The organism is Acidovorax sp. LjRoot117 (assembly GCF_964252695.1).
Lineage (GTDB): Bacteria > Pseudomonadota > Gammaproteobacteria > Burkholderiales > Burkholderiaceae_C > Acidovorax.
In genome coordinates, this window is sequence record NZ_CAXUPO020000003.1 from 1 (window position 1) to 18,887 (window position 18,887).

The window sequence follows — 18,887 nt, forward strand, 5'->3', positions numbered from 1 at the left end:
GCGGTCGGTGATGTCGCGGCACACGCCCAGCACGCCGGTCACGCGGCCGTGCAGGTCGCGGATGGGGGTCTTGATGGTCTCGAACTGGCCCTGGTAGCCGTCTTCGGCAAAGGTGAGCGTCTCTTCGTACACCAGCGGCTGCCAGGCCTGCATGGCGCGCAGGTCGTACTTGCGAAACCGCTCGGCCACCGAGGCCGGCACCAGGTCGAAATCGTTGCGCCCCACCACCTGACTCTCGGGCAGGCCGGCAAACCGCTCGAACACCGGATTGACCGACAGGTACACGCCTTGCGCATCCTTGAGGAACACCATGTCCGGCATGGCGTTGACCACGCGCGCCAGGTGCGCCTTCTGCAGGGCCAGTTCGGTCTCGATGCGCTTGAGCTCGGTCAGGTCGTAGGCGAACACCACCACGGCCGACACGCCCTGGTCGGTGACCGCCTCGGGCGCGATGGTGGTGTGGCGGTACTGCGGCCCGTCGGGGGCGTCGACGCGGTTCTCGAACACCGCCGTCTCGCCGGTGAAGGCCTTGTCGAAGTGCGGCTGCATGCGTGCCATCAGCTCGGGGGGCAGCACGTCCTTGAGCAGTTGCCCCTGCAACTGGGCAGGCTGCGTGCGCAGCCAGCGCGCCTGCTGCTCGTTCACGTACAGCACGCGCAGGTCCTTGTCCAGGCGCGCCACGCCGCCCGGCACCTGGCGCAGCATGTTGGCCATCAAGGCCTCGTGCGCATGCGCCGCCTCTTCGGCCAGGTGGTGGGCCGTGATGTCGGTCTGCACGCCGTCCCACATCACGCGGCCATCTTCGAGCTGGCGGGGCGATGCGCTCAGGTGCATCCAGCGCAGCTGGCCGTCGGCGCGGCGGATGCGGAACACCACATCGAGCGTGGACATGGTGAGGAAGGACGCACGCTCCATCTGCCGCAGGCGCTGGAGGTCTTCGGGGAGTATCTGGCGGTACACCCGCAGCGGGTCGCGCAGCGCGTCCTGCGCGCTCACGCCGTGCAGGCGTTCCAGCGCCTCGCCCACATGGGCAAAGTGCGTGCGGCCGTCGAGCTCGCGCACCACCTGGTAGAGCACGCTGTGGGGCAGGTTGCGCCCCAGCAGGGACAGGCGGCCCTCGCTCTCGCGCAGGCGGCGCTCGGCCTCCTGCACGCGGGCGAACGGCAGGCGGATGCCGGCATTGAAGACGGCCTGGTACAGCAGCGCATAGGCCACCACGCGCAGGCCGTGCGCCAGCGGCCCGCCCACGGGCGAGTGGCCGCCCAGCGTGGCCACCGTGACTTCGCCGCACAGGAATGCCAGGGCAGCCCAGGCCAGCACGCGCTCGCGCCGCTGCGCCCCGCGGTAGAACCACAGGGCCGCGACTGCCAGCGCGATGATCAGCACACAGGCCAGGTAGCGGCGCAGGCCGCCCCCCGCAGACGACGCGAACCAGGCGGGCAGCGGCCCCAGCGACGAGACCACCAGCAGCAGCGCCACGGCACCTGCGCCAGCCAGCCACGCCCGGGCCGGGCCCGCAGCGGCCACCTGCAGCCCCATGAGCAGCAAGGTGACGGTTTCGGCCAGCCGCGCCCAGCTGCTGAGCCACAGCGAGATGTCGGAGGTGGCCGAGGGCATGTGCACCGGCGTCGAATGCGCGAGCACCCCGTGCAGGAAGTTGCAGGCCGCCGCCACGCCAAACCCTGCGGCCAGCACGTTGGCGCGGCCCTGCTCGGGCGCGTCCAGCGTGTGCAGCGACACGGTGACCACCAGCAGGCCGAGCAGCACCGCCATCAGCTCCAGAAAAGGCTCGAGCCCATGCTGCGCGCCAGCCCCCTCGCCCAGCACCTGCGCCAGGGGCACGACGGTCACCGCCAGCACGGCCACGACGAGCACCACCGTGGCGGCGGGCGCGTCGGTCATCTGCGGCAGGCGCGTCCGTGAGGGGCGGGTGAGGGGTGGTGGAGCCATGGGAGGGCGAGAGACAGGCGTATTTCTACAGAGTTCTACATCGCGTCACAAGTGTATCCATGAGTAAACCCGCCCGCAGGCCGCCGGGCCGGCTTTACCTGCCGCCCCCTCCCCTCCTCGGCATCCCGGCCCGCCGCCGTGGCCGTGGTGAAGGCTGTTTCGGCGCTGTGCAGGCCGAACCTGAGGGGTTGCGGGCCGCGGGGCCGGATGTGGGCCCGTGTCTTCACCCGGCGCGGCAGGCCGGCCCGGGGACCGGGCCCAGGGCCGTTGTGGCGCCCCGGCAGCGCCGCCCGCTGCCCGCCCAGCCCTCAGCCCTCAGCCCTGCAGCAGTTGGCGCAGCACGAACGGCAGGATGCCGCCGGCCTGGTAGTAGTCCACCTCGATGGGGGTGTCGATGCGCAGCGTGACGGTGACCTCCTGGCGCGAGCCGTCGGCGCGGCGGATCACCAGTTGCGCGTCGCTTTGTGGGGTGAGCGCGGGGTCGGGCACCACGTCGATTTCTTCATTGCCCTTGAGGCCCAGCGTCTCCCACGACTCGCCCGCCTTGAACTGCAGGGGCAGCACGCCCATGCCCACCAGGTTGGAGCGGTGGATGCGCTCGAAGCTGCGCGCCACCACGGCCTTGATGCCCAGCAGCTGCGTGCCCTTGGCCGCCCAGTCGCGGCTCGACCCGGTGCCGTATTCCTCGCCCGCGAAGATCACCGTGGGCGTCTTCTGCGCGATGTACTGCATGGCGGCGTCGAAGATGAACATCTTCTCGCCCTGCAGCGCGCCTTCGTTCTGGAACACCGTCACGCCACCCTCCTCGCGCGAGCCGTCGGCGGTGGGCGGGATCATGAGGTTCTTGATGCGCACGTTGGCGAAGGTGCCGCGCATCATCACGTCGTGGTTGCCGCGGCGGGCGCCGTAGCTGTTGAAGTCGGCCTTTTGCACGCCGTTGAGCTGCAGCCACTGGCCGGCGGGCGACGTGGCCTTGATGGAGCCCGCAGGCGAGATGTGGTCGGTGGTGATGGAGTCGCCGAACAGCGCCATGATGCGCGCGCCGTGCACTGCAGAAGCGGTGAACTCGCCTTGTTCCAGCGTGAACTGGGCAAAAAAAGGCGGCTCAGCGATGTAGGTGCTGGCAGGCCAAGTGTAGGTATTGCCGGAGACGCCCAGAATCTTCTCCCACAGCTTGCCGGGCTCGGTGCTCACCTTGGCGTAGTTCTCGCGGAAGGCCTTGCCGTTCATCGCGAACTTCATCAGCTGCTGGATCTCGTCGCTGGTGGGCCAGATGTCGCCCAGGTACACGTCGCGCCCGCCCTTACCTTTGCCCACGGGCTCGGTCATCAGGTCCTTGAGCACCGTGCCGGCGATCGCGTAGGCCACCACCAGCGGCGGGCTGGCCAGGAAGTTGGCCTTGAGGTTGGGGTGGATGCGCGCCTCGAAGTTGCGGTTGCCCGACAGCACGGCCGCGCACACCAGGTCGTTGCTGGTGATCACGTCATTGAGCTCGGCCGTGAGGTCGCCCGCGTTGCCGATGCAGGTGGTGCAGCCGTAGCCCGCCAGCGCAAAGCCGAGCTTTTCCAGATACGGCAGCAGGCCCGTCTCGGTGAGGTATTCGGTGACGATGCGCGAGCCGGGTGCGAGCGAGGTCTTGATGTGCGGTTTGACCTTGAGTCCCGCCTCCACCGCTTTCTTGGCCAGCAGGCCCGCGGCCAGCAGCACGCTGGGGTTGCTGGTGTTGGTGCAGCTGGTGATGGCGGCAATGAGCACGTCGCCGTTGCCGATGCTCACGTCGCCGGGCCGGCTGGCCTGCTGCGCCGGCACGTCGGCGCGCGCGGCGGCCAGCGTGGGCTTGTTGTGCTCCATCTCGACCAGGAAGCGCGGCCCGCCCGAGGGCGCGGGCTTTTCGGCGGGCGTGACGGGGTCGGCCGGCGCGTCGTCAGGGCGCACATGGTGGCGGGTGTGAAGCAGCTCGGCCGGGCGATTGAAGCCGTTGCTGGCAATGGGCTGGCTGAACAGGTCGGCGAACTGGCTGGCGACCTTGCCCAGCTCGATGCGGTCCTGCGGGCGCTTGGGCCCGGCCAGGCTGGGGGTGACGTCGCCCAGGTTCAGGCGCACCACTTGCGAGTAGTCGATCTCGCCGGCCAGCGGCACGCCGAACAAGCCCTGCGCGCGAAAGTACGCCTCGAAGGCTTCGATCTCCACCTTGGTGCGGCCCGTGCCCTGGAAGTAGTCGATGGTCTTCTCATCGACCGGAAAGAACCCCATGGTGGCGCCGTATTCGGGCGCCATGTTGCCGATGGTGGCGCGGTCCGGCAGGGACAGCGTGCGCGTGCCTTCGCCGAAAAATTCGACGAACTTGCCCACCACCTTGTGCTGGCGCAGGATCTCGGTCACGGTGAGCACCAGGTCGGTGGCGGTCACGCCCTCGCGCAGCTGGCCCGTGAGCTCGAAGCCCACCACATCGGGCGTGAGGAAGTACACCGGCTGGCCCAGCATGGCGGCCTCGGCCTCGATACCGCCCACGCCCCAGCCCACCACGCCGATGCCGTTGATCATGGTGGTGTGGCTGTCGGTGCCCACCAGGGTGTCGGGGTAGTAGACGGGGCGCGTGGCGTCCTTGGTCTTGTGCACGCCGCGGGCCAGGTATTCCAGGTTCACCTGGTGCACGATGCCGAAGCCCGGGGGCACCACGCCGAAGGTGCTGAAGGCCTGCATGCCCCACTTCATGAACTCGTAGCGCTCGCGGTTGCGCTGGAATTCGAGCTTCATGTTCAGGTCGAGCGAATTCTTCTTGCCGTAGTAGTCGACCATGATGGAGTGGTCGACCACCAGGTCCACCGGCACCAGCGGCTCGATCTTCTTGGGGTTCTTGCCCAGCCGGCCGGCCACGCTGCGCATGGCGGCCAGGTCGGCCAGCAGCGGCACGCCGGTGAAGTCCTGCAGCACCACGCGCGAGACGACGAAGGGGATCTCGTCCTTGCGCTCGGCATTGGGCGCCCAGTGCGCCAGCTGCTGCACGTGCTCGGGCGTCACCTTGCGGCCATCGCAATTGCGCAGCACCGATTCGAGCACGATGCGGATGGACACCGGCAGGCGGCTGACCTCGGGGAACTGGCGGGCCAGCGCGGGCAGGGAGTAGAAGTACCCCTCCTTGCCGGACGCTGTCTTGAAGCTCTTGAGCGTGCTGGCAAACGCGTGGCGCGGCGAAGCGCCGGTGGCTGGGCGGGAAGACGGGGTGGCTGGCGGCTTGGGCGATGAGGCCATGGCGAACTCCTGTGTGACGCAACAGGCCTATTCTGTCAGCCTCACGTGACGGCGCAATCGTGGGGGTATGCACAGGTGCCGCTCGGCGCTGCGTGCGCCCGGCCCGTGCATGGACCCCGGCCACAGCGCCGCAACTTCAAATAAAAATAGCCGCTACCGCTTGATGGACAAGCGCCAGAAGCTATTTATTTGATAGCAATCGACTGCGCAGCACTACGCGGCTGCCCACCCCTGCAGTCGGCGCACGCCGAACCACTGCAGCTCTGCCAGCAGCGCGACGGACACCACATGCACCACCAGGTACGCCTGGCCGAGCAGCGTGGGCGTGAGCGGCGAGGCCAGCAGCAGCGCCAGGCTGGCCAGCGCCCACGCGAAGTTGCCGACGATCAGCACCCACAGCCAGCCCCGGGGCATGGGCTCCGACCGCGCAATCGCCACGGCCAGCGCCGCATAGCCCAGCAGCAGCACGCCGGTGGCCTGCAGCAGCCCCGCCGGCAGGCCCAGCCATTCGGCCAGCGGCGCGGTGAGCAGCAGGTGCAGGGCACCGAGCAGGACACCCGTGGAGGCATCGAACCAGACCACGGCACGCAGGAATCGGGGGGAAGACATCAGACTGAACATGGAGTGCTCCTTGGTGAAGTGAAGTGAAGTGAAAGCAGCGAAGACAGGCCTGCATCGTTGCCGCCACGGCGCGCCGAGTCGATGACCTGGCAGGTAATGGCCCGTGCGCGCTTTGACCCTAGGATGTGGCCCATGACCTCCTCTGCATCCTCCGCATCCACTCCGTCGCACCGGCCACCGCGCCCCACCCTGCCGCACCGCGCGGCACCGGCCGGGCCCGCGTCGTTCGGCGACCACCTGCGCACATGGCGCCAGCAGCGGCACCTGAGCCAGCTGGAGCTGGCGGACGAGGCGGACATCTCCACGCGCCATGTGAGCTTCATGGAAACCGGCCGCACCAACCCCAGCCGCGACATGGTGCTGCGCCTGTGCGAACGCCTGGCCGTGCCCCTGCGCGAGCGCAACGCCCTGCTGGTGGCGGCCGGCTATGCGCCGATGTACCGCGAGCGCGCGCTGGACGACCCGGCGCTGGCCGCAGCACGGCAGGCAGTGGAGCTGGTGCTCAAGGGCCACGAGCCCTGCCCCGCCATCGCGCTGGACCGCTGCTGGAACGTGGTGGCCACCAACAGCGCGGCCCAGGCCCTGCTGGCGGACCACGTCGCGCCCGAGCTGCTCACCCCCCCGGTCAACGTGTTCCGCCTGAGCCTGCACCCCGAGGGTCTGGCGCCGCGCATCGCCAACCTGGCGCAGTGGCGCGCGCACCTGTTCGAGCGGCTGCGCCAGCAGATCCAGGCCACGGCCGACCCGGCGCTGATCGCATTGCAGGCCGAACTGCTGGAATATCCCGAGCCCGCAGGCGCCCAATCCACCGTGCTGCCCGGTGAATTGCTGGGCGTGGTAATGCCTTTCTGCTTTGAAAGCCGCCACGGCATGCTCTCGCTGATCAGCACCACCACGATATTCGGCACCCCGGTGGACGTGACGCTGCAGGAGCTGGCAGTGGAGTCATTCTTTCCAGCCGACGATTTCACGGCACAGGTGCTGCGCGATGTGGCGGCGCAGAACGGCTGAATGGATAAATGGCGACGCGCCCTGCCTGACCGCGCGTGCCAAAGTGCAGCCGGGCGATAAGGGGCTGGCGCGTCAATATCGGTGGATGTACTACGACTTCTCGCCGGCCTCGCGCCGCGGCACGCCATCGCCGCCAACCGAACAAAACACCGATGGCGGCTTCAATGCACGCAGAGAAAACCATCCCTTCGCAGGGGCATGCACCAGTTAGGGGATTAAGCGGAGCATAAAAAAGCCCACCGAAGGGTGGGCTTTTTAAGTATCCGGCAGGTGCCGGACAAGGAATTAAATGGCGAACTTTTCGCGGCTTTCGTTTTGGATCCAACGGGGTGCCTTGCCGCGGCCCGTCCAGGTTTCGCCGGTGGCGGGGTTGCGGTACTTGGGCGCGACCTTGGTGCCAGCGGTGGAGCTGCGGGTGCCCTTGCCTGCCGACTTGCCAGCGGGAAACACGTCCTGCGCGGTCAAACCATATTCAGCCACCAGCGACCGAACCTGCGCCACAGCGCTGGACAATTCGCTGCGTCGCGCTTCGTTGATTTGCTGCTCGAGGGCTTCACGCTGTTTCAACAGGTCTTTGTAGCTGGTGGTCATGATGTCTGGATCTTGGTGTAAGGGTGAATGACAGGCGCGATTATAGGAATATTTTCTGCTGTGTGGTTCACGGCCTTCAAAAATACCTCGGAACAGCCCAAGGATTAAAAGCGCCCCATTTGTAGGAGCCGTCCCACTTCCTTCGCTGCAACCCACGCCCTGCCCTTGCTGCCGGGCAGATTGCGCAAATGGCGGACGGCTTTGAATATCGATCCGCACCAGCCAACCCGAGCGTCGGCCTGCGCGCCACGCTGTTTTTAATGCAGGCCGGATGGCTGCGTATAAATGCCGAATATCCAGCCGACAGGCTCCCGCATCGCCACCGGCACAGGCGTTGCGGCCCCGCATCGCAATGCGCCCCGCAGTTCTCCCCCTGCAGGGGCTCGCCGGTCGAAAACCTCGCAGGCGCAATGCGCAGAGAATCCCCTGTTCCCATCACACGACATTCACCATGGCTCTTTACTGCATCGGCGATATCCAGGGCTGCGACAGCGCGCTGGGGCGCCTGCTCGGCGAGATCGGGTTTTCTCCCAGCCGCGACACCGTCTACCTGCTGGGCGACCTGGTCAACCGCGGGCCCGATTCGGCGGCCGTGCTGCGCCGCTGCATGGCGCACGACGGCGCGCTGCGCAGCCTGCTGGGCAACCACGACCTGCACCTGCTGGCCGCCGCCCACGGGGCCCGCAAGCCGTCGCGCCGCGACACCTTGGCCTGCGTGCTGCAGGCACCCGACCGCGAAGCCCTGCTGCAGTGGGTGCGCAGCCAGCCCCTGGCCCGCACGCACACGCACGGCGGCGAGACGCTGCTGATGGTGCATGCCGGCGTGCTGCCCGCCTGGTCTGCGCAGGACGCACTCGCCCATGCCGACGAGGTGGCGGCCGTGCTGCGCGGGCCCGACCTGCCGGGTTTTCTGCAAGCGATGTACGGCAACACCCCCGACCGCTGGAGCGATGACCTGACCGGTAACGACCGCCTGCGCGCCATCGTGAACGCGCTCACACGGCTGCGCTTTTGCTCGGCAGACGGGGTGATGGACTTCGACAGCACCGAGAGCGCCAGCGACGCGCCGGCAGGCCTGATGCCCTGGTTCGACGTGCCCGGGCGCCGCGCTGCAGGCACGCTCACGGCATTCGGCCACTGGTCCACGCTGGGCTGGCTCAACCGCAGCGACCTGCTCGGCCTGGACACGGGCTGCGTATGGGGCGGTTGCCTGAGTGCGGTGCGCTTTGGCGCCACGCTGGCCGACCGCGAACTGCTGCAGGTGCACTGCGAGCAGGCCCAGGCGCCCGGCGCCTGAACCCGGGGCTGCGCTGCAGGAGCACAGGGCCCAAGGGCACGAGAGCGCGAAGGAAGGGCACAAGGTGAAGTGCCCAAAAAAGCGGCGCTACAAAAAATATAGCTGCCAGCGCTTGTATACCAAGCGGTGGCAGCTATTTTGTTCAGCAACCCGGTGCATCACCAGGCGCAGCGACGAGGTGATGACTTACTGCGTCGATGTTTCCGGCTGGACTGCCTTGAACAGCGCCGCCACCTTGCGCTTGGGCTTGATGTTGGCCGACACGCTGCTGCGCGGTGCGGACTTGGCGGCTTCCCAGGCGGGGGCGGCATCGGCTGCCGCGTTGGCTTCGTAGGGCTTTTCGAAGAACGGGTCACGCGACGCGACCGCGGGGCGAAAGCCCCGGTGCTGCTCGCGCGGCTCGCGGCCTTCGCGGCCACCGCGGTGGTCGCGCTCGCGTTCGCGCTCGCGGCGCGGGGCGGCCGAGATGGCGTCGCGGCCGTCGCCCGTTTCGCCGGCTTCGCGCCAGGCGCGGCGGCCGTCGTTGATGCGGCCACGGGGCTGGTCTTCGTCGTACTCCACCGCCTCGAGGTCGATCTTCTTCTTGATGAGCTTCTCGATATCGGACACCAGGCGCGTGTCGCTGCCGGACACCAGCGTCACCGCCAGGCCCGAGGCGCCTGCACGGCCGGTGCGGCCGATGCGGTGCACGTAGTCTTCGGCGTTGAACGGCACGTCGAAGTTGAACACCGCCGGCACGTCCTTGATGTCCAGGCCGCGCGCGGCCACGTCGGTACACACCAGCAGGTCGACTTCACCCTTCTTGAAGGCCTCCAGCGCCTTCAGGCGCTCGTCCTGGCTCTTGTCGCCGTGCAGGGCGGCGGTCTTGAGGCCTTCGCGCTCCAGGCTGCGGGCCAGGCGTGCGCAGCCCAGCTTGCTGTTGACAAAGATGAAGGCCTGCTTGATGCCCCGGGTCTTCAAGACCTGGTGGATCGCGCGGCGCTTGTCGTCGTCGTTGGCGCTGTAGAAGCGCTGCTCCACCGTGGACGCCGTCTCGTTGGGGCGGGCCACTTCGATGGTGATGGGGTTTTGCAGGTAGCTGCCGGCCAGGCGCTTGATCTCGGGCGAGAACGTGGCGGAAAACAGCAGCGTGGTGCGCTGCTTGGGCAGGTACGACAGGATGCGCTGCAGGTCGGGCAGAAAGCCGATGTCCAGCATGCGGTCCGCCTCGTCGAGTACCACGTACTCGACCTGGTTGAGCACCGCGTTCTTGGCCTCGATGTGGTCGAGCAGACGGCCTGGCGTGGCCACCAGCACCTCGACGCCTCTTTTGAGCTCGAGGGTCTGCGGCTTCATGTCCATGCCGCCGAACACCACGGTGCTGCGCAGCTTGGTGTGCTTGGCGTACAGCGCGATCTGCTGGGCCACCTGGTCGGCCAGCTCACGCGTGGGCAACAGCACCAGGGCGCGCACGGGGTGGCGTGCAGGCGACGTGGAGCTGTTCTCGTGCTTGAGCAGGCGCTGCAGCAGGGGCAGCGAGAAGGCGGCGGTCTTGCCGGTGCCGGTCTGGGCGGCGCCCATCACGTCCTGCCCCGTGAGCACGACCGGAATGGCCTGCTCCTGGATGGGCGTCATGGATTCGTAGCCCATTTCGGCCACGGCACGCGCCAGCGGCTCGGCCAGCGAAAGATTGGAAAAGGAACTTGTCATTAAGAGCGTGTTGGGTGTCGACGCTGAATATGTCTGAGCAATGTGACACCCCCAGGTTCGGGGCGGGCCGCAAGGCGCAAACCGTAGCGGTGACCATCGCCACCGCAAGGATTGCAACGCCACAGTGGGGGGGCCCAACGGGCCCTGTGCCGTGTGGGCCAAGGCCTGGTGTGGCGTTGCGCTAGAACCTGCTCACGATCTCCCGCGGTCGGGGATCGCGCGAGGTCATGAGCAGGCTCGCAGCCCTCTATTGTCGCACCGGTGGCCCAAAAAGCCATTTTTCAGGCGGGAATGGGTTGCGCCGTGGCCCGGCGCTGCCTCGCCCACACCGTCGATTGCTACTTTTTTGATAGCTACTGGCGCTTTATGGTCAAGCGACAGGGGCACTTTTCATAGACCGTCATTCCAGCACGGCGCGCAGTTGGCGGGTGGTCGCGGCCAGCCGCCGGGCCCCAATCATCGCGAGGTTATTCATCACCGTAAGCGCCGCTTCGGGGTGCTGGCGGGCCCAGGCGTCGAACTGGTCGCGCGACAGCCGCACCAGTTGCGCGGGCCGCCGCTCGGCCCCGGCACTCGCCGTGCGCGCGGCGCCGTTCAGGAAAGCCATGTCGCCGAACGCCATGCCCGGCCCGACGGTGGCGAGTCTGAGGCCCGTCTCGGGCGGCCACTGGGTGGCCAGCGTGATGTGGCCGGACTGCACCACCAGCAGGTCGCGATCATGGTCGCCCGCGTTGAAGACCACGCTGCGGGCGGGCACGGCCACCGGCACCAGCAGGGCCAGCAGCGCGGCACCGGCCTCGGGGCCCACGCCCTCGCCGATCTCGCCCAGCAGGTCGCGCTCGGGGTGGGCGGGGCGCTGGTCGAGGGGCCGCTGCAGCAGGATGCCGGCCTCGGCCCATTCCAGCGCCCGGTCCAGGTCGGCGAAGCTGCGCACCTGCTCTCCCGCATGCTCGCGCGCCAGCGGGTCGAGCCCCGCCACGGCACCGGCCACGCCCTGCTGCGCCAGGTCGCGCACTAGCGCGCGCAGTTGGGCCAGCGCCGTGCTGTCCCACGCAGGCACGCGTGCTGCATCAAGGATCACCCAGCGGTGGCGCGGCTGCAGCAGCATGCGCACCTGCTCGGCCAGGTGGGCGGCCACGCCGAACGACATCACGCCCTGCAGCTCGAACACCGCCACCTGGTTCATGCGCGGCACGAGCCAGCTGTCCGATCCCGCGCGCCGCAGCCGGCGCGAGCGCAGCTCGCCATCCAGCCGCACATGCCGCAGCACCTTGGCGGCCGAGTCGTGCAGCAGCACGAAGGTGGCCACCACCAGGCCGGCCACCAGCGCACCCACGCCGCCCATCACCGCGAACACCAGCGCCACCAGCCAGCTCTGCGCCCAGGTCACGCGCGAGCGCCGGGCATAGCGCAGCGACCACATCAGCGCAGGCACCTGCAGCAGCCCCGCCAGCACCAGGCCGCCCGCCAGGCCCGCCATGGGCACCCAGTGCAGCCACCAAGCCCCGGTGGCGGCCACGCCCAGCATGATGGCCGCATGCCAGCGCGGCCCGCTCGCCAGCCCCGGTGCGCCGCCCGATCCCCCGGCCTGCGCCAGCAGGATGCGCGAGCGCGATGCGCTGGTGGACGCCGGGATCATCCCCGCCAGGCCGCACAGCGCGCCCAGCAGGCTCTCGCGCCGCAGAGCCTGGTTGGCGTTGCCGCGCAGGCCGTGGTCGAGCTCCAGCTCCTGGTTGAAGACCATGATCTCCAGGCTGTTGACCAGGGCCATGAGCAGCGCCAGCACCACCAGGGCCGAGCCGTGCTGCTGCGCGAGCGCGACCCAGGGGATGCCCGTCCAGTCGGGCCACAGCGGCCCAGCAAACGCGCTGGCCTGCACCGCGGGCGCGAACACATCGCCCAGCCCCGCGCCCCACACGCCCGCCAGCGCCACCGCCAGTGCCACCAGCGCCACCGCCGTCAAAAGCCCCGGCGCGCGCGGCCAGCGCCAGCGCAGCGCCCAGGCCAGTGCCACCACGGTCAGGGCCGCGAGCGCATGCCAGAGCGTGCGCGCACTCCACAGCGCATCGGCGGCCCCGGCGCCAAAGCCGTTGCGCACCTGGCCCACCACCATCGACAAGCCCACCCCGGCCGCAAAGCCATGCGTGACCGAGATCGGCAAAAACCGCGCGACGGATGCCAGCCGCAGCACCCCCAGCAGCCACTGAAAGACAAACGCCAGCGCCACCGTGGCGCCGCTGACCGCCAGCACCTGGCGTGCGCTCAGGCCCAGCTCCGGCGCCGCGCCATGGGCGGTGGCGAGCACCGCCGCAAACAGCAGGGCCACCACCGTGGTGGGCGCATAGACCACGCCAGGGCGCGGCACCACCAGCGTGAGCAGCAGGCCGGGCAATGCCGCCGACCACAGCGCCAGCGCGGCCAGCGAATGGTCCCCCGCCAGCGGGGCGAAGGCCAGCAGCCCCAGGCCGACGGCATGCGGCACGGTGACGGCGGCGGCAGACCACGCCGCCGCCGCGCCCGATGCCTGGGGCGCAGCCGCCTCGGGCTCCAGCGTATTCCAGCCGGTGGGCAATGGGGGCTGAAGCGGCGCAGGCCGTGACTGCTGGGCGGATGGCATGAACGAGGGGCTCGTGCGGGTGCAGGTGCAGGTGCGGGTGCTGGTGCTGGTGCGGCCACTGCGCTATGACAGGCGATGACGGGCGGGTGGCCTGGTGGGTGGGTGGCTGGGTGGGTGGAGGGCTGCAGCCGCGGTGCGTCAGCAACGACCGCGGCAGGCCGTCCTTAGAGGCTGCGGGACGTGAAGGTGTCGCACGCCTTCACGCTGCCGTTCTGCAGGCCGTTGTTGAACCAGCGCTGGCGCTGGGCACTGGTGCCGTGGGTGAAGCTCTCGGGCACCACGGCGCCGCCGCTGGCGCGCTGCAGCGCGTCGTCGCCGATCTTGGCGGCAGCGTTCATCGCCTCTTCCACATCGCCCTGCTCCAGGATCTGCCGGGCGTTCTGCGCATGGTGGGCCCACACGCCGGCAAAGCAGTCGGCCTGCAGCTCCAGGCGCACTGACAGCTGGTTGTACTCGGCCTTGCTCACGCGGCCGCGCATCTGGTCCACCTTGCCGCTGATGCCCAGCTGGTTCTGCACGTGGTGGCCCACCTCGTGGGCGATCACATAGGCCTGGGCGAAGTCGCCCGGCGCACCCAGCCGGTTCTTCAGGGTTTCATAAAAGCCCAGGTCGATGTAGACCTTCTGGTCGGCCGGGCAATAGAACGGCCCCATCGCCGCCTGGCCCGTGCCGCAGGCCGTGGGCGTGGCGCCCCGGAACAGCACGAGGCGCGGGTTCTGGTACTGGCCGCCGCCCTGGCGGAACACGGCCTGCCACACGTCTTCGGTGTCGGCCAGCACCGTGGACACGAAGCGCGCCATGGTGTCGTCCGCAGGCGGGCGGTGCGCCGGGCCCTGTGGTTGCTGCTGCTGCACCTGCGCCGGAGAGCCACCGCTCAGCAGCCCCAGGATCGTCAGCGGGTTGATGCCCAGCACCCAGCCGCCCACCAGGGCGATCACGATGGTGCCGATGCCGATGCTGCGCCCGCCAAAGATGGGCGAGCCGCCCCCACCGCCACCGCCCTCGTCCCGGCGGTCTTCCACATTGTCGGATTCGCGATTGCCTTCCCACTTCATGCCAGTCTCCAGCGCCCTCCTCCCTGGAAGGCATGGGCGCCATGTTACGCGCCAACCAGGGCGGCGCCGGGCGGATTACGATGGCCCACCTCGCCATTGACACCCGCCGCGCCGGCGCCACCCCATGCACCACCACGCCTCCCACTACGCGCCGCCCGGCGAACGGGTGATCCTGCTCACCGGGTTCGACCCCTTCGGCGGCGACGCGCTGAACCCGAGCTGGCTCATCGCCCAGGCGCTCCACGGCCAGCGCATCGGCGGCCACCGGGTGGAGTCGGCCCAGTTGCCCACGATGTTCGGCCGGTCGCTGCACCACTTGGAAGCGCTGATCGAGGCGCACCAGCCCGCGATGGTCGTGTGCCTGGGCCAGGCCGGCGGGCGCGCCGCGCTCTCCCTGGAGCGCGTGGGCATCAATGTCGACGACGCGCGCATCCCCGACAACGCCGGCGCCCAGCCCGTGGACACGCCGGTCGTGCCGGGCGGGCCGGCCGCGTACTTTGCCAGCCTGCCGGTCAAGGCCATGTTGCGCGCCGTGCAGCGCGCGGGCGTGCCCTGCGAGGTATCGCAGACCGCCGGCACCTTCGTCTGCAACCACGTGCTGTACGGGCTGCTGCACCGGCTGGCCACGCGCCCGGCGGGCGCCCAGGGCGTGCGCGGGGGCTTCGTGCACGTGCCCTGGCTGCCCGGGCAGGGTGCGCCCCACCTGCCGCTGCGCGACATGGTGCGGGGCCTGCATGCGGCCCTGTGGGCGGCGGTGCTGGCGCGCGAGGACATCGCGCTCGGGGCCGGCGCCACGCACTGAGCATCCACCCCGCCAATGTCCCTGGACCCGGGCTTGCCCGGCTCCCCGGCGCCGCGGCGGCTGTGTACATTTCCACCATGTCTTCTTCGCACCGCCTGGAGCCTTCCCCCACGCTCGACGCCGCAGCCACTGCGGCGCTGCTGCCATGGGCTGCGCTGGCCGACGAGATCGCCGCCGTGCTGCGGGATGTGTCGGTGGTGGTGCCTGCCCGCAGCGTGCTGCCCTTGTCCCTGGGCGGCACCTTGTTCGTCATGCCCGCCACCGACAGCCGGGTGGCCATGACCAAGCTCATCACCCTGACGCCCGCCAACACCGGCACGCCCCGCCCCACCATCCAGGGCGACGTGGTGGTGTTTGACGTGGCCACGGGCGAGCGGCGCCTGGTGCTCGACGGCCCCACCATCACGGCGCGCCGCACGGCTGCGGCGTCGCTGCTGGCCGCGCGGCACCTGGCGCAGGAGCCGCAGGGTCCGCTGCTGATCGTGGGCGCCGGCGTGCAGGGCCTGGCGCACCTGGAGGCCTTTGTGCAGGGCCTGGGCGTGCAGGATGTGCGCGTGGCCTCGCGCAGCGCCGCCAGTGCCGAAGCCCTGGCCCGGCACGCCCGCGCGCTGGGCGCCAAGGCCCGCGTGGTGACCGACGCCGACGCCGAAGTGCGGCACTGCCCGCTGATCGTCACCTGCACCCCCGCGCACCGCGTCGTGCTTTGCACGCCGCCCCTGGCCGATGCCTTCGTGGCGGCCGTGGGCGCCTACACACCCACCATGGCCGAACTCTCCCCCACCCTGTGCCTGCACATCGCGCAGCAGGGCCACATCGTGGTCGACACCCCCGACGCGCGCCACGAGGCCGGCGACCTGCTGCAGGCCGGCCTGGACGTGGGCGCCATGCCCACGCTGCGCGAGGTGCTGCAGGGCCCGCGCATCCAGCGCACCGGGCCGGTGCTCTTCAAGAGCTGCGGCTGGGCGGGGTGGGACCTGGCCGCGGCCCGGTTGGCGGTGCGGGCGCACGGCCGTGCCGGCGCCGCAGCCCCGGCCCCCGGCTTGCCGCTCGGGGTCATCCCATGAAAACGCGGCGCTTTTCCGACCTCAGCCTGCGCTCGCAGATCGCGCTGGTGTTCGGCACCATCGTCGTCGCCCTGGCAGCCTTGCTGTCGCTGGGGTTTGGCGAGCTGATCAAGGTGCGCAACGAACGCGACGCCAGCGCCGCCTTGCTGATGGTGGCCGAGAACGCAGGCAAGCTGCTGGCCAACGGCCTGCTGGAGCGCAGCCGCGAAGCCGAGGTGCTGGCCGCGGCCGAGGTCGTCTGGGTCAAGGGGCTGGACTCCCCCGAAGCCCACCACATGCTGGCGCGCAGCCAGGCCGCCCAGCCCAACAGCGTGTGGATCGGCGTGGCCGACGCCCAGGGCGTGGTGCGCAACGCCACGGGCGGGCTGCTGCTTCAGCAGAGCGTGCTGGAGCGCCCGTGGTTCCAGGCCGGGCTCGACAAGCTCTACGTGGGCGACGTGCACCCGGCCAAGCTGCTCGAAAAGCTGCTGCCACCCCAGGCGTCGGGCGACCCGTACCGGTTCGTGGACTTCGCGGCGCCCATCCGCATCGGCCCCACCACCGTGGGCGTGCTGGGCATCCACGGCAGCTGGGAGTGGACCGGCGAGGTCATCGAAAGCCTCACCCCGCCGCCCACGGAGGATTCCGCCCTGGAACTCTTCGTCTTCGACCGTGGAGGGCAGCTCATCTACGCCCCCGATGGCCAGACCCAGGCCCTGCAGGCGGCCGGCCAGCAGTTGCCCAAGCCCCCGCCCACGGCCCGGGGAGGGGCGGGTGACGGCACGCAGCCCGCCGTGGTCCGCTGGCTGGACGGGCGCGAGTACCTGACCGCCATCGCCCCGATGAAGCCCCGCAACACGGCCAGCGACCTGGGCTGGCGCGTCGTGGCCCGCGAGCCGGTCGAGCTGGCCTTTGCCGAGGCGGGCCGTACCGTGCGCCTGGCGCTGGTCATCGGCCTGACTGCCGCCATGGTGGCGTCGGTGCTGGCCTGGCTGGCGGCGCGCCGGCTGAGCGACGACCTCTATGCACTGGCCGATGCCGCCACGGCCGTGGAGGCCGAAACCCCCGGCACGCGCATCCCCCAGACGCGCAGCAGCCGCGAGGTGCGCAAGCTCTCGGGCGCGCTGCGCCGCATGACGCACCACTTGCTGACCGCCCGCGAGGCGATGGAAGAAAAGGTGCGCCTGCGCACCCTGGAGCTCGAAGCCGCCAACCGAGCGCTGGACCTGCAGGCGCGCACCGACGCCCTCACCGGCCTGCTCAACCGCCGCGGCTTTGAAACCCAGATGGCCTTTGCCCTGGCACTGGCCCGGCGCAGCGGACGCCCGCTGAGCATCATCACTGTGGACGTGGACCACTTCAAGCGCGTGAACGACACCTACGGGCACGAGGCGGGGGACGAAGTGCTGCGCCGGCTGGCGCGCACGCTGGAGGTCCGGCTACGCACATCGGACGTGGTGGCGCGGCTGGGGGGCGAAGAGTTCGTCGCCCTGTTGCCCGACACCGATCTGGCGGGCGCACGCGCCATTGCCGAGGCACTGGTGACCGCCATGGACGAGCAGACCGACCCGGTGGTCGGCCACATCACCGTGAGTGCGGGGGTGGCCACCATGCGCGGCCTCTACGACGAAGGCTCGGACATGCTGCGGCGCAGCGATGCCGCGCTGTACGAGGCCAAGAACCAGGGACGCAACCGAGTGAGCGTGGAGACGTGAGTCCTACCCGGTGCGGAGGTAGGTCAACGGCGGCGGGCCTGCGAGGCCCGCACCAGCCGGCATCCAAGCGCGAGCGTGGGTTGCCGACGGACCCAACCAGATCCGCCGTGCAAGACCCTTACACCAGCAGCAAGTGGCCACGCCCCTGTTCGTCCAGCTCGGCCGCCACGCGGCAGCCTTCGGGCGTGGCTGCATCGAAGTACACCTGCAGGCGAGCGGCCAGTGCGCACAGGCTCTCGTCGCGCGAGTCGTAGGCGGCATTCAGGCGGCCTTGGGCATAGGGCCGGTGGCCGAGCATCATGTCGGTATTCACGCAGTGGCCTGCGGCGGCCATCTTCAGGACGAAGAGGTTGAGAAGATCGCAGGGCCAGTACGTGCCGTGGTGCGGCATGCCGATGAACGCAGCCGCACGGCGGGGGGAGGCAAAGGATTCGTCCGGGGTGAGGGAAAAGTCAGCGCCCCGATTTTGCGCGGGTGCCGAAGGTGCAGCAAAGGTCAGCATGGGGAACTCCTTTTTGTCTCACCACCAGACCATCTGGAGGCTTGACACCATGCTAAGAACCTTACGTGCGCTTGCACTTCAGCCGATCGACCATGCCCGTGTAGGACACCGGCTGTGCGCGCCGCCCGCCAGCGCCACGGATCAGGCCTTGGGCAGCGTCACGCCGACCTGGCCCTGGTACTTGCCACCGCGGTCGCGGTAGCTCACCTCGCACACATCGTCCTTGTCGCTCTCGAAGAACAGCACCTGCGCGCAGCCTTCGCCGGCGTAGATGCGGGCCGGCAGCGGCGTGGTGTTGGAGAACTCCAGCGTCACGTAGCCTTCCCACTCGGGCTCGAAGGGGGTCACGTTCACGATGATGCCGCAGCGCGCGTAGGTGCTCTTGCCCAGGCAGATGGTCAGCACGTTGCGCGGGATGCGGAAGTACTCCACGGTGCGCGCCAGCGCGAAGCTGTTGGGCGGGATGATGCAGCTGTCGCCGTGAAAGTCGACAAAGCTCTTCTCGTCGAAGTTCTTCGGGTCCACCACGGTGCTGTGGATGTTGGTGAAGACCTTGAATTCAGGCGCGCAGCGGATGTCGTAGCCGTAGCTGCTGGTGCCGTAGCTGATGATCTTGCGGCCTTCGGCCTCGCGCACCTGGCCGGGCTCGAAGGGCTCGATCATCCCGTGCTCGGCAGCCATGCGGCGGATCCATTTGTCGCTCTTGATGCTCATCGGTCAATTCCCTGCGCAGTGGCCCGGG

At 69.5% G+C, this 18,887-nt stretch carries 14 protein-coding genes; 5 read left to right on the forward strand and 9 right to left on the reverse strand.

Annotated features, from left to right (window positions below):
* From ACSQ3D_RS09655 to ACSQ3D_RS09665, 3 genes are all read right to left on the reverse strand, one after another.
* On the reverse strand, positions 1–1,950 hold a 1,950-nt coding region (locus ACSQ3D_RS09655; RefSeq protein WP_436126739.1), incomplete at its 3' end, for a PAS domain-containing protein.
* A 315-nt stretch (positions 1,951–2,265) separates the two neighbouring features.
* A complete protein-coding gene (locus ACSQ3D_RS09660; protein WP_436126740.1) occupies positions 2,266–5,202 on the reverse strand; it encodes an aconitate hydratase in 2,937 nt (978 codons plus the stop codon).
* 213 nt (positions 5,203–5,415) lie between these two features.
* Positions 5,416–5,823 carry a hypothetical protein gene (locus tag ACSQ3D_RS09665; protein ID WP_436126741.1) on the reverse strand — a complete coding sequence of 136 codons (408 nt, stop codon included), beginning with the start codon at positions 5,821–5,823 and terminating at the stop codon, positions 5,416–5,418.
* A gap of 132 nt (positions 5,824–5,955) precedes the next feature.
* Here ACSQ3D_RS09665 and ACSQ3D_RS09670 point away from each other — a divergent pair, with 132 nt between their 5' ends.
* Positions 5,956–6,834, forward strand: a complete 879-nt coding sequence (locus ACSQ3D_RS09670; protein WP_436126742.1) for a helix-turn-helix domain-containing protein — start codon at positions 5,956–5,958, stop codon at positions 6,832–6,834.
* 285 nt (positions 6,835–7,119) lie between these two features.
* Here the strand turns inward: ACSQ3D_RS09670 and ACSQ3D_RS09675 are convergent, their stop codons facing one another.
* A complete protein-coding gene (locus ACSQ3D_RS09675; RefSeq protein ID WP_056416217.1) occupies positions 7,120–7,425 on the reverse strand; it encodes an H-NS histone family protein in 306 nt (101 codons plus the stop codon).
* 451 nt (positions 7,426–7,876) lie between these two features.
* On the opposite strand from ACSQ3D_RS09675, the gene ACSQ3D_RS09680 reads away from it, so the two are divergent.
* Positions 7,877–8,722 (forward strand): symmetrical bis(5'-nucleosyl)-tetraphosphatase, encoded by an 846-nt coding sequence (locus ACSQ3D_RS09680; RefSeq protein WP_436126743.1) that lies wholly within the window; start codon positions 7,877–7,879, stop codon positions 8,720–8,722.
* A 186-nt stretch (positions 8,723–8,908) separates the two neighbouring features.
* Here ACSQ3D_RS09680 and ACSQ3D_RS09685 read toward each other — a convergent pair whose 3' ends face one another.
* From ACSQ3D_RS09685 to ypfJ, 3 genes are all read right to left on the reverse strand, one after another.
* Positions 8,909–10,411 carry a DEAD/DEAH box helicase gene (locus tag ACSQ3D_RS09685; protein ID WP_436126744.1) on the reverse strand — a complete coding sequence of 501 codons (1,503 nt, stop codon included), beginning with the start codon at positions 10,409–10,411 and terminating at the stop codon, positions 8,909–8,911.
* Between the two features lie 400 nt (positions 10,412–10,811).
* On the reverse strand, positions 10,812–13,028 hold the full coding sequence (locus ACSQ3D_RS09690; protein WP_436126745.1) for a SulP family inorganic anion transporter: 2,217 nt from the start codon (positions 13,026–13,028) through the stop codon (positions 10,812–10,814).
* 164 nt (positions 13,029–13,192) lie between these two features.
* Positions 13,193–14,083, reverse strand: a complete 891-nt coding sequence (ypfJ, locus tag ACSQ3D_RS09695) for a KPN_02809 family neutral zinc metallopeptidase (protein ID WP_056416208.1) — start codon at positions 14,081–14,083, stop codon at positions 13,193–13,195.
* Between the two features lie 124 nt (positions 14,084–14,207).
* Here ypfJ and pcp point away from each other — a divergent pair, with 124 nt between their 5' ends.
* The 3 genes from pcp (at position 14,208) to ACSQ3D_RS09710 (ending at position 17,643) form a co-directional block, all read left to right on the forward strand.
* Positions 14,208–14,885, forward strand: coding sequence for a pyroglutamyl-peptidase I (pcp, locus tag ACSQ3D_RS09700; RefSeq protein ID WP_436126746.1), 678 nt, complete (start codon positions 14,208–14,210; stop codon positions 14,883–14,885).
* A 77-nt stretch (positions 14,886–14,962) separates the two neighbouring features.
* A complete protein-coding gene (locus tag ACSQ3D_RS09705) occupies positions 14,963–15,949 on the forward strand; it encodes a delta(1)-pyrroline-2-carboxylate reductase family protein (RefSeq protein ID WP_436126747.1) in 987 nt (328 codons plus the stop codon).
* On the forward strand, positions 15,946–17,643 hold the full coding sequence (locus ACSQ3D_RS09710) for a sensor domain-containing diguanylate cyclase (protein WP_436126748.1): 1,698 nt from the start codon (positions 15,946–15,948) through the stop codon (positions 17,641–17,643). The genes ACSQ3D_RS09705 and ACSQ3D_RS09710 overlap by 4 nt, the downstream gene beginning before the upstream one ends.
* Positions 17,644–17,761: 118 nt before the next feature.
* On the opposite strand, the gene ACSQ3D_RS09715 is transcribed toward ACSQ3D_RS09710, so the two are convergent.
* Both ACSQ3D_RS09715 and dcd read right to left on the reverse strand, forming a co-directional pair.
* A complete protein-coding gene (locus tag ACSQ3D_RS09715; protein WP_056416194.1) occupies positions 17,762–18,145 on the reverse strand; it encodes a hypothetical protein in 384 nt (127 codons plus the stop codon).
* 141 nt (positions 18,146–18,286) lie between these two features.
* Entirely contained in the window at positions 18,287–18,859 is a 573-nt protein-coding gene (gene dcd / locus ACSQ3D_RS09720; protein WP_056416191.1) for a dCTP deaminase, read from the reverse strand.
* Positions 18,860–18,887: the final 28 nt, after the last annotated feature.

What these genes read in the sequence shown, in the direction of transcription:
- pcp (WP_436126746.1), top strand. Translation starts at nt 14,208, where the DNA reads ATGCACCACCACGCCTCCCACTACGCGCCGCCCGGCGAACGGGTGATC.
- ACSQ3D_RS09710 (WP_436126748.1), top strand. Translation starts at nt 15,946, where the DNA reads ATGAAAACGCGGCGCTTTTCCGACCTCAGCCTGCGCTCGCAGATCGCG.
- ACSQ3D_RS09665 (WP_436126741.1), bottom strand. Translation starts at nt 5,823, where the DNA reads ATGTTCAGTCTGATGTCTTCCCCCCGATTCCTGCGTGCCGTGGTCTGG.
- ACSQ3D_RS09670 (WP_436126742.1), top strand. Translation starts at nt 5,956, where the DNA reads ATGACCTCCTCTGCATCCTCCGCATCCACTCCGTCGCACCGGCCACCG.
- ypfJ (WP_056416208.1), bottom strand. Translation starts at nt 14,083, where the DNA reads ATGAAGTGGGAAGGCAATCGCGAATCCGACAATGTGGAAGACCGCCGG.
- dcd (WP_056416191.1), bottom strand. Translation starts at nt 18,859, where the DNA reads ATGAGCATCAAGAGCGACAAATGGATCCGCCGCATGGCTGCCGAGCAC.
- ACSQ3D_RS09705 (WP_436126747.1), top strand. Translation starts at nt 14,963, where the DNA reads ATGTCTTCTTCGCACCGCCTGGAGCCTTCCCCCACGCTCGACGCCGCA.
- ACSQ3D_RS09715 (WP_056416194.1), bottom strand. Translation starts at nt 18,145, where the DNA reads ATGCTGACCTTTGCTGCACCTTCGGCACCCGCGCAAAATCGGGGCGCT.
- ACSQ3D_RS09685 (WP_436126744.1), bottom strand. Translation starts at nt 10,411, where the DNA reads ATGACAAGTTCCTTTTCCAATCTTTCGCTGGCCGAGCCGCTGGCGCGT.
- ACSQ3D_RS09690 (WP_436126745.1), bottom strand. Translation starts at nt 13,028, where the DNA reads ATGCCATCCGCCCAGCAGTCACGGCCTGCGCCGCTTCAGCCCCCATTG.
- ACSQ3D_RS09680 (WP_436126743.1), top strand. Translation starts at nt 7,877, where the DNA reads ATGGCTCTTTACTGCATCGGCGATATCCAGGGCTGCGACAGCGCGCTG.
- ACSQ3D_RS09675 (WP_056416217.1), bottom strand. Translation starts at nt 7,425, where the DNA reads ATGACCACCAGCTACAAAGACCTGTTGAAACAGCGTGAAGCCCTCGAG.
- ACSQ3D_RS09660 (WP_436126740.1), bottom strand. Translation starts at nt 5,202, where the DNA reads ATGGCCTCATCGCCCAAGCCGCCAGCCACCCCGTCTTCCCGCCCAGCC.